The sequence below is a fragment of the Adhaeribacter aerolatus genome (assembly GCF_007991635.1).
Lineage (GTDB): Bacteria > Bacteroidota > Bacteroidia > Cytophagales > Hymenobacteraceae > Adhaeribacter > Adhaeribacter aerolatus.
Window position 1 is genome coordinate 153,054 of record NZ_BJYS01000003.1, and the last position, 14,326, is coordinate 167,379.

Below are 14,326 nucleotides of genomic sequence, written 5' to 3' on the forward strand. Positions count from 1 at the left end.
TAATATTTGTATGGGATTGCCAACCCACTTTGGAGTATTTACCAATTTAAGTTTATTTTTATTTTCTGAATAATATTCTTACTCTTATTAAATGGCCCATACCTTAGAAATAAAGATTTCCATTAACGTATTTTCTTCCGCTACGGAATTACCCGCCGACGAACAAAACCTGCTGCAACAAGCCCAGGCTGCCACCCGGAAAGCCTATGCACCTTATTCTAATTTCCTGGTAGGGGCCGCACTGCTTTTAGAAGATGGCAGCATACACTTGGGCAATAACCAGGAAAATGCCGCATTTCCCTCCGGCTTATGTGCCGAAAGAACCGCTTTATTTGGTATGCGGGCTAATATCCCGGATAAAAAGATAAGTAAAATAGCGGTAACGGCCCAACGGGCCAACCAGGAAGCGTTTGTACTGGCACTGCCTTGCGGCGCCTGCCGGCAGGTAATGTCCGAGTACGAAAACCAGCAAGAAGCTCCCATTACAGTGCTCATGCAGGCCGATAATGGCCAGGTGTACCGCTGTGAATCGGTGAGCGCACTGTTGCCGCTACAATTTACGCGGCATAATTTAGGGCTGTAAGTTACCCGAAACCCGCTCCCGGCTTAGCTGTACATAAACAAGGTAAATTGTTGATTTTATGCTATTTAACCAGGATAAACAGAAGCCGGTTAAAGAAAAAGTTTGATGTAAGCGAATAACAATTTCAATGGGCAACCGGTTAGATTCAGGAGTCCCACATGCCGGTCATGACAACTTCCAGTAAATGGCCATCAGGGTCGCGGAAGTAAAAAGATTTAAAGCCGTGGCCCCAATCGTACTCCAGTTCAACTGGAATACCCAAGGCTTCTATCTCGGCTTTGCGGCTATCATAATCCTCGGGAGCTGTTTCGAATGCTAGGTGCAGATTGCCCTGGCCATAATGAGGCGGTAATATTTTACTTTGCTCTGAGGCCTCGGAAATAAAACACAACAAAACCGAGGAACCTACCCGGAAGAACACATGCCTCCCCGGTACTTCGCCAATGAGTTCGAAACCTAAGCGGCCGTGGTAAAATTCTTTGGTGCGTGCCAGGTCGCTTACGTAAAGACAAGTTTCTTTTATGCCCTGGAACTGCATTAAAATACTGCTTTAACTTTTGTGTACCACCGTAGCCGAAGCCTGCGCGGCCGGAAAAACCAACACCTCGGCCAAATTAACGTGGGCCGGCCGGGTAACCATAAACAAAATAATATCGGCAATATCTTCGGCAACCAAGGGCTGAAAACCCTGGTAAACGGCTTCGGCCCGGCCTTTATCGCCTTTAAACCGTACTTCCGAAAACTCGGTTTGCACCAAACCCGGGTTAATTTCCGATACCTTAATGCCTTCTTTCACTAAATCGAACCGCATGCCTTGTGAGAGTGCATCTACGGCAAACTTAGAAGCATTGTAAACATTACCGTTGGGGTAAGCTTCTTTACCGGCCACCGAGCCAATATTTATAATATGGCCACGCTGTTGCTTTATCATGAGCGGGATTATTTCTTTCGATACGTACAGCAGACCTTTCACATTTATATCCAGCATCATCTCCCAGTCCTGTTCATCGCCGCTTTGGATGGGCGCCAACCCGTGAGCATTACCGGCATTATTTACCAGGACCTCTATTTGCCGCCAATCTTCCGGCAAACCAGCCACCAGTTCTTTTACTTTAGCTTTATCCCGTACATCAAATTCCAAAGTCAAAACCCGGCCTGTGGTTATCTGGTTCTTAAGTTCTTCCAGGCGGCCGGCGCGGCGGCCGGTAGCAATAATATCGAAACCGTTTTGCGCCAGCAGCAAGGCGGTGGCCCGGCCAATGCCCGAGGTGGCACCCGTAATGAATGCAATTTTATTCATGGCTTAGTTCTCGAAATTCAGGTAAAGCGTAATGGTATTGGACCTGACGGCCTGCACACTACGGCTGTAAGGATTTACGCCCGATGCATACCGGTTGGTAATGCCATTAGAGAAACGAAGTTCGGGGGCGAATTTAAAGAATGGGTAAAACATATCGAGCCCGACACCATACTCAATCGCAAAATCCTGGTTGTTTACTTCCAGTTCGGAGCTGGCATTGGCTTTCTTTTTATTGCCAATATCTACCCCAGTTTTGGCGCCGCCCACAAAATACATGCGCACGTTACCGCGCCGCAACGATTTAAATTTAAACAACAACGGAAATTCCACCGAAGTAGCACCCATTTCCTGGGTAACGGTTTTGGTGCTGGTTTTATATTCTATGCCCCGCGAGTAAAAACTTACGCCGGGTAAAAACCGCAAGTCAATAAAATCGGTAATGCGCCGGTTCAGCACAAAGCCAATGGCAAAGCCCGGGTAAAATTTAGGATTAACCGACATGGAGTCGCGGAGCCGTTCTACGTAATAATCGGAATGTACCAGGGTAAAGCGGGCGGTATTTCCGGCCAGGTAAAAACCGTAGTGCATCGGTTTATCATCGTGGTTCGGCAGGTTCTGGCGGATATATTTTTTATCCTGGGCCATGGTAGTGAAACCGGTAGCCAGCAGGAATAAGCAAAAAGCAGTTGAAAAAATTATTTTAACCCGGTGTAAATAGAACTGATGCCGAACGTAAGAGAATGCCATTGTGTGTTTTTAAATCCTACTTGCTTTAGAATATTAATAAAATCCTGCCCGTCCGGGAAAGCCTGTACCGATTCGGGCAAGTACGTATATGCCGCCTGGTCTTTAGAAATAAGCTTTCCAAAAACGGGTAATATATTTTTAAAATAAAAATTATACACCTGCTTAAACGGAAAAGCCCGGGGTTTCGAAAATTCGAGTACCACAATCCGCCCGCCCGGCTTTAAAACCCGGTACATTTCGCTGAGCCCCTGGGGCAAATTTTCGAAGTTCCGCACCCCAAAGGCCGCCATGGCGCCATCAAAAGTATTCTCGGCAAAAGCCAGGTTCTCCGAATCGCCGAGTTGCAGTTCTATCTTATCGGTCAGGTTTTTCTTTTTTATTTTTTCCCGGCCTACCGCCAGCATTCCTTCCGAAATATCTACCCCTATTATTTTTTGTGGCTTAAGCTGCAACGCCTCTATGGCAAAATCGCCGGTGCCGGTAGCAATATCCAGCAACAAAGCCGGCTTGTTTTGCCCCATTACCTTAACGGCTTGTTTGCGCCAATAAATATCTATACCCGCACTTAAAAAATGATTCAGAAAATCGTATTTGCCGGCAATGCTGTTAAACATTTGCGCCACCTGCGATTTTTTACCGGCCTGGGCATCTTTATAAGGAACTACCGACATGCTATAATTATTGTAGAAAACGAAACACTAAAACTAATAATCCCTTAACTTTTATTGCAGGATAAGGTTTAAAAAAAAAGGCTAAACCTGGGTTTAGCCTTTTTTTCTCGGGACCAGGCCCAAAGTTAATAGTTTTTTATTTTTGCGGCGTAATGGTGCCGTTATTATTCGTACCACCCTCAATTTTAATATCGTTCGGGTTTTGTCCTTCTCTTGGAATAATCACGAATTCGGTACGACGGTTAAGCTGCATGTTTTCCGGCGAATCGTTTGGCGCCGCCGGACGGCGCTCGCCGTAGCTTACGGTAACTAAGCGGTTTTGCGCAACGCCGTTTTTAACCAGATAATCGTAAGCCGCTTTGGCCCGGTTCTCACCCAGTACAATGTTATATTCATCAGTGTTCCGCGAGTCGCAGTGGCCGTTAATTGATATATTAATACCCGGGTTCGCTTTCAGAATCCGCACCAGATTGTCCAACTCGGTTACCGATTCGGCCCGTAAGGTATATTCGTCGGTATCGAAGTAAATTTTCTCAAAAGCCAGACGGCCGGCCGCTGTGGTATCGGTAAACGGTACGTAAAAATCTTTCTCGATAACAGTAGTATCGTTGGTTACTACCGGAATATCAAATTCTTCGGTAGCAATATTATTACCGTCTTTCGAAACACTTACCTGGTATTTACGACCTGATAAAACGCTAACCGAATAGGTACCGGAATCGGGTTTGGTAACATCGCGGTAACTAATGGCCTGTTTGTTGGCCTGCTGGCCGCTAAATACTAACTCTACCCCTGGTATAACTGATTTATCGCGCAGGTTGTATACGTGGCCGCGGATTACCACATTTTTAATATAGTTGATGGTCCAGATATCTTTTTCGCCGTAGCCACCCATGCGGTAAGACGATAAGTAAGCGTAAGAGCCATCTGGGCTTAAGCGGTAATAAGCATCATCATCGGGCGTGTTAATCGGATAACCCATGTTTTCCGGACGGCTCCAGCGACGCGAAACCGAATCGAACTTGGTCACAAACACATCGTAGCCGCCCATGCTATTGTGGCCCCGGGAAGTAAAATACATGGTTTTGCCATCGCGGGTCAGGTAAGGGCTATCATCATCGTCCTGAGAGTTAATTAAAGTACCCATGCTTTTAGGTTTACCCCAATCGCCGTTCGCATCGCGTTCCGACACGTAAATATCTTTGTCGCCGTTTTCAGAGTAATGGCTGGTAGAATAATATAAGAATTTACCATCCGGGGTAATGTAAGCGTCGCCTTCGTAGTCGCGGGTATTAATATTATTGCTCAAAGGCTTCGGGGCCGACCAGGTACCATTTTCGAGGGTGCTGAAAAAGAAGTCACCGTTGTTCTGGTCGCGGTATAAAAGTAGTTTGGTATCGTTGTCGAATAACTGAATCGCCGCATCGTGGAACTGTGAGTTAATGTTGCCAACCGGTTTGGGCTGTTGCCAGGTAGCAGTAGGATCAGCGCGGCGGGTTTCAAAAACATCTTCGTAATATTCGCCATATTGGTCGGCTTTACCACCAGTTACGTTTTCGGAACGGGAGGTAAACAGCAAATAATTATCATCGGCAGCAATTACGGGGCTGTGCTCCGAATAGGCCGTATTAATTTCTGATCCCAGGTTTTTAACAAAAATATCTTTGGCATTATTAAACTGGGCTTTGGCATTCCGGCTTTGCTGCATTAAACGGGCAATTTCGGGCTTGCGCTCATCGTTCTTCTTCAGGGTGGCATCATAGGCCCGGTAGTGGGCAATGGCTTCATCGAACCGGTAGTTCAGGTGATCGATGCGACCTAACCAGTATTCTACATCTTTGGCTACCTTGGGGCTTAACCGTTGGGCCCGGTAAATGTATTCGCTGGCTTTTTCTTTATCGAACGAGATGTAACTTACCCCCGCCCGGAATAAAGCTTGCGCGTTATCGGCGTCTTTGGCCAGCACCTGCTCGTAAAAAGGAATAGCCGACCGGTAATTTTCATCATCAAAAAACTTATTACCTCTTTTCATTAACTGCCGATTGCTCTGCGCCATTGCCGAAACTGCCACCAGGAGCGCCAGACCGAATAGAAAAGAAAACCTGAAAACTTTTTTAGTTAAATTATTCATAGGAAGTAGTTATTATTTTCAGATAAGCTTAAAGTTTTTAAGTAACAAAAGTTTGAAGGTGTAAAATAAAAAAAATTATATATCTAATTACTATACGCTATTTTTCCAAGATTGATAAAGGTATTTTTCGGAATTTTAAGAACCCAACGAGCTCCGAAAAGGCAGTAACAAGTAAATTCACCAATAAGCTTATTTGCATTTAATGCGGTTATTTGGCCTTTTTGCCTTTAATTCTGCGCTAAGATAGAAAACTTAAGGATATACAAAAAATAATCTAAATGTTCTAAACTAAAATATTAGCCTTGTCTATATAGAAGCCTTTAATCTAAAGGGTTTTAGCTGGCAGGTTATCTTTTTAATTCCTCCTCATTATTATTTATTTAGTTAGCGGCCAGAAGCTGTTATAATAGCCGCCGGTTAAAATTGCCGCGTGCTCGTAAGTTATTTAAAATTAACGCTTGATGATGGCCGTTGTAGCACAAAAAAAGCGGATAATTCATGCTCCGATGAATTACCCGCTATACTGATTAAACAAACAAACTATTTTATTCTGCTTCGGTCGCTTCCAGGTTTATGACCATACCCATAACCGTGTTATTATCGGGTAAGTTTTTGCTGTATATTGGCTTGTATTTAACCCGGCCCGGCTCTAAACCTTTGGCATTTAAATATTTGATAACACTGCCGGCCCGTTGCTGGGTTAGTTTCCTCTTATCCTGCAGGGTATCTTCGGCATTCTGATAATCTGTAATTACGGCATCTACCTGCGGGTTATCCAATAAATAAGTGTATAACCAATCCAATTCTGCTACCGAGTAACTCTTTATATAATCGTGGTTAGGATAAAACTGAATATTTTGCAAAGCTATAGACGAAGCGACACTGTCGCGGCGGAGCGTAGTCATCATATTCAGTTCTCTTTCTCCGGTATCTTCCAGCTTAGCTAAATCTTCGGAACGAACCTGATAACCATCGCTCTCGATTAATAAACCATAGCTTTTGTCGTTTTCCAGTTCCAGTTCAAAGTACCCTTCGGGGGTTGTTTCCAGCACGACGTCGGTATTAAATAAAGTTTTATCGAGTAAAGTTATGCGGGCAAAAATGGTATCGTTGGTTTTAGCATCTACCACATAGCCTTTTAACTTCCGGGTTTTGTTCAATAGGTCCTGCTGCGCCTTGGTAAGCGAGGGCATAATAGCTTCTAAATCATCATCGCCCACCATAGCGGTATAAGGCCCAATCATTTCTTCCGGCTCGGCGGCCAAAATAATCTCTTCTTTTTCTACAACATAAATATCGCTTTCGCCAAAACCTCCCGGCCGGTCCGAAGAAAAGTAAGCGGTTTTGCCGTCCTGCGTCTGCACATAAAAGGCATCGTCGTAAGGCGAGTTGACGGGTACTCCCATGTTTTGCGCCAGCGACCAAACGGTACCGTTAATGTTAGACTTAAAAATATCGTAGCCGCCAATGGTGTTGTGGCCTTTCGAACTAAAGTATATTACATTGTTATCGCTGCTCAAGAAAGGAGCGTCTTCGTCGTAAGCCGTATTAATATTGGGACCCAGGTTAATGGCTTCGCTCCACTTGCCGTTACCTTCCGAAATGCTCATGTATAAATCCAGTCCACCGTAACCACCCGGCCGGTCCGAAGAAAAGAAAGCAAAGTTTCCGTCGGCTGATACGATAAAAGACAACTCGTGGTGCCGGGTGTTAATATTACCGTCTAATTTTACCGGCGCCTGCCACACGTTATTATTTACTTTCTGGCTCTCGTAAATATCGCCTTTACCTTTTTTGTTGCTGTACAAATACATTTTACTACCTTCGGCGGCTACGGCCAGAATAGCTTCGTGCCCCGGGGTATTAAAAGGTTCTTGCAGGCGGGTTGGCGACGACCAGTTTTCTTCCTGCCGGTTAATCATAAAAATATCTTCGTCGGCGGTAGCCTTTGGTTTACGCAGGTCTTTAGAGCGTTGCGACGTAAATAATATGGTATTGTCGTTGGCAGTTAAAACCGGCACATGATCAACGCTGGCCGAATTGACCAGGGCACCCATATTATTTACTTTAACCTTTAGCGGAGCAGCCATTAACTGTTTGCCCGAGACACATTCGTTAATTTTTTTCTGGTAAACGCCTACTTGGGTACTGTTCTTTTTTTCCCGCTTTAACAAATCATAGTAAATAGTTATGGCATTATCATAATCGGCGGCCAGCTGATAGGCAAGCGCCAACTGCTGATTCAGATCCTGACCATATTTTTTATTTACCTCAATCGCCTTCTTTAAATATTCAATAGATTTAGCCGGCTGGTTTAAACCTAAATAAAGACTGCCCAGGCGGGCGTTGCTTAAATAATGATTGGGCGTTTGTTTCAGCACTTGCAGGTAAAGCGCTTCGGCCTGGGTTAGGTTGCGCTGGGCATAAGCCGCTTCTGCTTCCTGCAGGCTGGTTTTTTTAATTGGTTTTGCCATCCCCTCCGAACCAATCAGGCTTATTAGGAGTAGCAAGATCATAAATTTGTAGTTCTGTTTCATACTTTTGGTTTTCGGAATTGATTACTTAAACAGATATTGCTTTTTAATATTTTTAAATATTTTTACTTAAGTGCATTAAAAAACTACTTCCATTATTTTGCACTTAATTAACAAAATTAAACATATAGCTAAATATATTTACTATCGGTAATTGTATTATTAATTTAACAAAAGCAACAATAATATTATTTTATAAAGCTTAACAGAAGTAAATGTAAATTATCGCGCCTATATAAACAAATAGGTTAATAATAATTTTTCAAGAATATTATAAAGATATAAAGTAAGGTAAAAATAATGATAATTAAAGAAGCAACCTTTATCAGCAGCAACACCACCGTGGCCAAGTGCCCCGAGACGGAATTACCGGAGTATGCTTTTATTGGCCGATCCAACGTAGGTAAATCCTCGCTGATTAATATGCTGACAAACCGGAGCAAGCTGGCTAAGACCTCTTCTTTTCCGGGCAAAACCCAGCTGATCAATCATTTTAAAATTAACGACAATTGGTTTTTGGTAGATTTACCAGGTTACGGCTGGGCTAAGGTGAGTAAAGAATCGCGGGATAAATGGCAAAAGATGATTAAGGCTTATCTGCAGCAACGTAAAAACCTGGCCTGCGTTTTCTTACTCATCGATTCGCGGCACGAACCGCAGCAATCAGATTTGGAATTTATTCAGTTGCTGGGCACCTTGGGCGTACCGTTCGTACTGGTATTTACCAAAACCGACAAACAATCGTTAAACAAAACCCAGGAGGCCGTAGCCGCTTATAAAAAGAAATTGCTGGAAACCTGGGAGGAGTTGCCCCAAATGTTTCTAACTTCATCGGAAGAGAAAAAAGGGCGCGACGAGATTTTGGATTTTATAGAATCGGTAAACACCGAACTAAATAAATAAAAGATTATTTTTGGCACTAAAATTGGGTAAAAAGTCGTTGTTAACCCGTTATAAAAGATTAAAAATTATGAATTTAAAAGTTTTAAGTTTTTGCGCTGTGCTGCTGCTGGCCGGCTTTTCGGTTTCAGCTCAGACTACTACCCCGGCCGCTACTGTTAAACTACAAAGCCCTCCGCCTGCCAACAAAGTACCGGCGGCAGAATTTTATGAAGGCGGACAAGAAGCCATGTACGCTTTTATTAACAAAGAAATGGTGTATCCGCCTTTGGCCAAGCGTAACCGTATTGCCGGCCAGATAATTGTTAGCTTTGTACTGAACGAAGATGGTAGTACCTCCAGCCACAAAATAGTGAAAGATGCCAGCGGCGGATTAGGCGCAGAAGCCTTAAGACTGGTGAAGCTTTTAAAATTTAAAGCCCCTGGTTATAGCCTGAATACAAGTATTCCTATTAACTTTAAACTTTAAAACTTAAATTTTATTTATGCCTGTTGATTTAAAAGATATTGCTTCTATTGCCGGTATGAGCGGCTTATACCGGGTGGTAAGTCCATCGCGCAATGGTATAGTGGTGGAAACTTTGGATGAAAAAAATAATCGTTTTGTCGCACAGGCAAAGCACCGGATCTCTTTACTAAGCGAAATATCTGTTTACCAGCAAAATACGGAAGAAACCCTGCCTTTGGCGGAGGTTTTCGATCGGATTCGCCGGCAAGAGGGCCAGGAGATAAAGGTAAACCCTAAATCGTCGAATGCCGAGTTGACCCAGTTTATGGAAACCATTGTACCGGATTACGATCGCGAGCGCGTTTACATTTCGGATATTAAAAAGATTACCGGCTGGTACAATATTGTGAGCAAACACGTACCGTTTACCGAAGCCGGCGCCGAAGAAAATACCACTCCGGAACCCGAAACGGCTGAAAATAAAACAGAAACAGCAACTAAAACCAAATAATCAAACTGCTTTACCCCATAAAAGAAGAATCCTCGGCAGAGGATTTTTTTTTGCCCTTTACCGCCGGATTATTCTGTATCCTGAATATTTAAATAACTTACCGGCTCATACTACAGGTTTGCCTTAAAATAAAAATATGAAAGTATTTAAATTTGGTGGTGCTTCGGTAAAAGATGCACCTGCCGTTAAAAATGTAGCTACTATTGTGCAGCAGCATCCCGGCCCGCTTTTAATTGTGGTTTCGGCCATGGGCAAGACTACCAACGCTTTGGAAGAAGTTTTCCAACACGCGGAAAACCGGCAGGATTACGAGCCTGCCCTGCAGCAGGTAGAAAATTACCATTACCAATTAACCGCCCAATTATTCAGCGATAGCCAGCACCCGGTATTTGCCCGTTTACAAAGCCAGTTTACCGCTATCCGCGAATATTTGCAGAACCTCCCACCTAACCGCTCCGATGAACACTACGATCAGATAGTTAGCCAGGGCGAATTTCTTTCTTCGTTGATTCTTTATTATTACCTGGTTCAAAGCGGTTTTTCGGCCGAGTGGCTCGATTGCCGCGATTGCATTTGCACCGATTGCAGTTGGCGCGAAGCCCGGGTTGATTGGCTTACCACGGAAAAAAATATTCAAAATAAATTAGCGCCTTTACTAGAGCAGCAAATAGTAATTACGCAGGGCTTTTTGGGAGGTACCACCGAAAACCGTACCACCACCCTGGGCCGCGAAGGTTCTGATTTTAGCGGGGCCATTTTTGCCTATTGCCTTGGGGCCGAATCGCTTACCATTTGGAAAGACGTAGCCGGCTTTTTAAATGCCGACCCTAAATTTTTCCTGAACCCGCATAAATACGATGAAATATCGTACCAGGAAACCGTGGAAATGGCGTATTACGGGGCCAGCGTTATTCATCCCAAAACCATTAAGCCGCTGGCTAACCGCCACATACCGCTATATGTAAAATCATTTCTGCAGCCCCAAGAGCCCGGTACAGTTATAAAAGATTCTAAACACGAAAAGCTGGTACCGGCTTTTATCCGGAAAGCAAACCAATGTTTGCTGTCGTTTGGGGTACGGGATTTTACGTTCGTGTCGGAGCGGAATTTAAGCGTTATTTTTCATGCGCTGGCCGAACTGCGTTTTAAAATAAACCTGATGCAAAACTCCGCTATTTCGTTTTCGGTATGTACCGATTACGATGCCGACCGGCTGCAATTGCTGCAGGAACAATTACAGGAGCAATTTATTTTTCATTACAATGCCGGGCTGCTCTTGTATACCATAAAAAATTATACCGAAGACAGCATTAATCACCTGACCAACGGCAAAGAAATATTACTCGAACAACGCACCCGGTCTACGTTTCAGTTGGTGTGCCGGGAAAAATAAGATAGCAAATCAGGTTAAAAATTGTTTGTTTAGAATTTAAAAGGCAAGCGCATGGAATTTATAGAAGTTACCAATCCGGTCCGGGAAAATATTGCTTTAGTAGCTTTTAATCGGCCTAAAGAACTTAATGCGCTTAGCCCGCAACTGATGAGCGAACTACGCGATGCCCTGCTAACCCTGGACCAGGACGATAGTGTGCGGGTAATTGTTTTAACCGGTAACGAAAAAGTATTTGCTGCCGGTGCCGATATAAAACAGATGGCTGATAAATCAGCGATTGATATGCTGCTGCAGGACCAATTTGCTACCTGGGACCAGATTAAAAAAACGAAAAAGCCCATTATTGCGGCTGTATCGGGTTTTGCTTTGGGCGGCGGCTGCGAACTGGCCATGACTTGCGACATGATTATTGCCTCCGAAACCGCCGTGTTTGGTCAGCCCGAAATAAAAATTGGGGTACTACCCGGGGCAGGCGGTACCCAACGCTTAACCCGGGCTTTAGGAAAAGCTAAAGCCATGGAGATGGTACTCACCGGCAAATTTATCTCCGCCGAAGAAGCTGAAAAACACGGATTAATTAATAAAGTGGTTCCCGTAGAATTATACCTGGAAGAAGCTTATAAACTAGCCGCCGAAATTGCCCAGCAATCGCCGGTAGCGGTGCGCCTCGCCAAAGAAGCTGTATTGCGTTCTTTTGAAAGTTCGCTGGAAGAAGGACTTTATTTTGAACGGAAAAATTTTTACCTGGCTTTCGCCTCTGACGATCAGAAAGAAGGCATGGAAGCTTTTATTCAAAAACGCAAACCGGATTTCAAAGGCAAGTAATTGGTTTATGTCCAATGGCAGTAAACTGAAATTTTGCTTTAGTAAAATTTCTATTAAAATTCCTAAGACACACTAACATATACTTTTCTAAAGTCTGTACCCTCACAGACCTTCAGAATGGGCTTTTGTTTTGGGCCGTGAGGGCACAGGCCGAAGAACGGGAGCACTTGCATAAGTTTTAATTAATAATTTTCCTTCACATCTAAGCCACTTTTACTAATTAACCATTGGCCTGCTCTTCTCAGAAGTAATTCATCTTCATAAATCAAACCCGGATGAAAACGACTTAAAACTTTATACCCATAGGGTACATGTGCCTCAATAGTCCAGTGGGAGCCATCTACCCCCAAAACCCATTTATAAGGTTGCAGAGCCCAAAAATTACTGTTATTTAGTAGCTCCTTAAATTCTTCGTATTGCTTCAACGAAATACTTATCTCTTTTTCTGCAAGGCCTCCTGTTTTTTTATTTATTCTCGTTATATGAATTTCAGCTTGTTTAGAATGCCTGAACAACCTAATAATTAAATCATCATGAAATGCGCTGGTTCGTATAAACCTGTAAGTTTCGTTACCTATAAAAAAGTTATTTAAAACAGGCTCTTTAGCTCTAAACAGTAAACTAGATATATGCCGGACTGTAGCGGAATCAATACCCAATTTGTGATAAAGCCCTACTTTATTATCCGGAATCTTACTCAAATCTTTCTCTTTATCATAAGGTTTATCTGCAATAATATACCCAGCAGGATCAAAATCAGCGAAATCTTCAAAGTTAAAGTAAGGCATGGATTTAAGTGGTACGCCTTGCTCGTCTAATACCCCAGGGATATTTTTGTACCTGGTACCGCTATATAAATTATCTTTATTCGGAAGAACTACTTGCCGATCTGGTAGCTGAGTAGCTGATGAACAACCTAAATTTATAAATAGTAAGTAAGGTATATATCTTACCAAATGCATATTGCCATAGTTATATACGCAAATTACTTAAAAAACAAATAAGCCATAAAAATGGCAGTTGTAACTCCTACTAAATCAGCTAATAAACCGCAGGTAACCGAATAGCGGGTATTGCGAATACCCACCGAACCAAAGTAAACCGCCAGAATATAAAAAGTCGTTTCGGTGCTGCCCTGGATACAGGATGCAACCCGGCCTACAAACGAATCGGCCCCGTAAGTTTTCATCGCGTCTAACATCAGGCCCCGGGCACCGCTGCCACTCAGGGGTTTCATAAAAGCAACGGGTAAAGCCGGTACAAACTCGGTATCAAAACCCATTTGGGCAAAAACCCAGCCCATGCCGTTTACAACCATATCCAATGCCCCCGAAGCCCGGAATACGCCAATCGCCACCAGCATGGCCACCAGATATGGAATAATATTAATTGCCACGCCAAATCCTTCTTTCGCCCCTTCTATAAAAGCATCGTACACATTTACTTTCCGCAACCAGGCCAGCGTGATAAAAGCTACTATTATAGAAAACAAGATTACATTGCTGACTACCTGCGAAATAATAGCTACCTGTTCCTGAGGTTGCCCAGCCAGGTAATAAATAACCAGCCCGATAAGCAAAAAAGCCGTACCCAAGTAGGCCATAATTACCCAATCAAACAAGTTAATGCGTTGGTAAATAGCTACTAAAATTAAACCGAAAAAAGCGCTAATTAGGGTGGTAAGTAATATCGGAATAAAAATATCGGTGGGGTCGGCGGCTCCCATTTGGGTCCGGTACACCATAATACTAATAGGAATAACCGTCAGACCTGCCGTATTCAGCACCAAAAACATAATCTGCGGATTGGAAGCAGTCTCTTTGGTGGGGTTTAGCTCCTGCATTTCTTTCATGGCTTTAAGGCCCAGCGGGGTAGCGGCATTATCCAGGCCCAGCATATTCGCCGAAAAGTTCATGAGAATAGACCCGAAAACCGGGTGATTTTTAGGTAAATCCGGGAAAATTCGGTTAAAAAAAGGCCCTACGGCTTTGGCCAAAATAGCCACAATACCGCCCCGCTCCCCTATTTTCATGAGGCCCAACCACAAAGTCATTACGCCGGTGAGGCCCAACGATATTTCAAAACCGGTTTTGGCATTGTCGAAGGTGCTGGTCACCAGGGCCTGAAAAATAGCTGTGTCCTGAAAAAATATCAGCTTAAAAAGAGCAATTACAAAAGCAATCAGGAAAAAGGCAATCCAGAGGTAATTTAAAGCCATGTACGCTGTAGAAAAGTCAATAGAATATAGCCGACAAGATACTGCTTCTTCCGAAAAGTACTTAA

At 43.5% G+C, this 14,326-nt stretch carries 14 protein-coding genes; 6 read left to right on the top strand and 8 right to left on the bottom strand.

The window, feature by feature from the left end:
* The first annotated feature begins 91 nt into the window (after nt 1-91).
* On the top strand, nt 92-583 hold the full coding sequence (gene cdd, locus AAE02nite_RS03605; RefSeq protein WP_146895085.1) for a cytidine deaminase: 492 nt from the start codon (nt 92-94) through the stop codon (nt 581-583).
* 145 nt (nt 584-728) lie between these two features.
* On the opposite strand, the gene AAE02nite_RS03610 is transcribed toward cdd, so the two are convergent.
* The 6 genes from AAE02nite_RS03610 to AAE02nite_RS03635 form a co-directional block, all read right to left on the bottom strand.
* A complete protein-coding gene (locus AAE02nite_RS03610; protein ID WP_146895086.1) occupies nt 729-1,121 on the bottom strand; it encodes a VOC family protein in 393 nt (130 codons plus the stop codon).
* Nucleotides 1,122-1,133: 12 nt separating this feature from the next.
* Nucleotides 1,134-1,883 carry an SDR family NAD(P)-dependent oxidoreductase gene (locus AAE02nite_RS03615; RefSeq protein WP_146895087.1) on the bottom strand — a complete coding sequence of 250 codons (750 nt, stop codon included), beginning with the start codon at nt 1,881-1,883 and terminating at the stop codon, nt 1,134-1,136.
* A gap of 3 nt (nt 1,884-1,886) precedes the next feature.
* A complete protein-coding gene (gene porT / locus AAE02nite_RS03620; RefSeq protein ID WP_146895088.1) occupies nt 1,887-2,630 on the bottom strand; it encodes a type IX secretion/gliding motility protein PorT/SprT in 744 nt (247 codons plus the stop codon).
* Nucleotides 2,579-3,301 carry a bifunctional demethylmenaquinone methyltransferase/2-methoxy-6-polyprenyl-1,4-benzoquinol methylase UbiE gene (gene ubiE / locus AAE02nite_RS03625; protein ID WP_146895089.1) on the bottom strand — a complete coding sequence of 241 codons (723 nt, stop codon included), beginning with the start codon at nt 3,299-3,301 and terminating at the stop codon, nt 2,579-2,581. The genes porT and ubiE overlap by 52 nt, the downstream gene beginning before the upstream one ends.
* A gap of 136 nt (nt 3,302-3,437) precedes the next feature.
* Entirely contained in the window at nt 3,438-5,432 is a 1,995-nt protein-coding gene (locus tag AAE02nite_RS03630) for an OmpA family protein (protein WP_146895090.1), read from the bottom strand.
* Nucleotides 5,433-5,977: 545 nt separating this feature from the next.
* The gene (locus AAE02nite_RS03635; protein ID WP_146895091.1) at nt 5,978-7,969 is read right to left on the bottom strand and encodes a PD40 domain-containing protein; all 1,992 of its coding nucleotides are present in this window, start codon (nt 7,967-7,969) and stop codon (nt 5,978-5,980) included.
* 297 nt (nt 7,970-8,266) lie between these two features.
* Here AAE02nite_RS03635 and yihA point away from each other — a divergent pair, with 297 nt between their 5' ends.
* The 5 genes from yihA to AAE02nite_RS03660 all read left to right on the top strand — a co-directional run bounded on the left by yihA (nt 8,267) and on the right by AAE02nite_RS03660 (nt 12,043).
* On the top strand, nt 8,267-8,869 hold the full coding sequence (gene yihA / locus AAE02nite_RS03640; RefSeq protein ID WP_146895092.1) for a ribosome biogenesis GTP-binding protein YihA/YsxC: 603 nt from the start codon (nt 8,267-8,269) through the stop codon (nt 8,867-8,869).
* A 67-nt stretch (nt 8,870-8,936) separates the two neighbouring features.
* Complete coding sequence (locus tag AAE02nite_RS03645; protein ID WP_146895093.1) at nt 8,937-9,335, top strand: energy transducer TonB; 399 nt, start codon at nt 8,937-8,939, stop codon at nt 9,333-9,335.
* Nucleotides 9,336-9,351: 16 nt separating this feature from the next.
* Nucleotides 9,352-9,825 carry a DUF5606 family protein gene (locus AAE02nite_RS03650; protein WP_146895094.1) on the top strand — a complete coding sequence of 158 codons (474 nt, stop codon included), beginning with the start codon at nt 9,352-9,354 and terminating at the stop codon, nt 9,823-9,825.
* A gap of 136 nt (nt 9,826-9,961) precedes the next feature.
* Nucleotides 9,962-11,218 carry an aspartate kinase gene (locus AAE02nite_RS03655; protein ID WP_146895095.1) on the top strand — a complete coding sequence of 419 codons (1,257 nt, stop codon included), beginning with the start codon at nt 9,962-9,964 and terminating at the stop codon, nt 11,216-11,218.
* 51 nt (nt 11,219-11,269) lie between these two features.
* A complete protein-coding gene (locus tag AAE02nite_RS03660; protein ID WP_146895096.1) occupies nt 11,270-12,043 on the top strand; it encodes an enoyl-CoA hydratase-related protein in 774 nt (257 codons plus the stop codon).
* A 182-nt stretch (nt 12,044-12,225) separates the two neighbouring features.
* Here the strand turns inward: AAE02nite_RS03660 and AAE02nite_RS03665 are convergent, their stop codons facing one another.
* Together AAE02nite_RS03665 and AAE02nite_RS03670 are read right to left on the bottom strand one after the other, a co-directional pair.
* Nucleotides 12,226-13,005, bottom strand: coding sequence for a hypothetical protein (locus tag AAE02nite_RS03665; RefSeq protein ID WP_146895097.1), 780 nt, complete (start codon nt 13,003-13,005; stop codon nt 12,226-12,228).
* A 23-nt stretch (nt 13,006-13,028) separates the two neighbouring features.
* Nucleotides 13,029-14,261, bottom strand: coding sequence for a spore maturation protein (locus AAE02nite_RS03670; protein ID WP_146895098.1), 1,233 nt, complete (start codon nt 14,259-14,261; stop codon nt 13,029-13,031).
* Between the last annotated feature and the right edge of the window lie 65 nt (nt 14,262-14,326).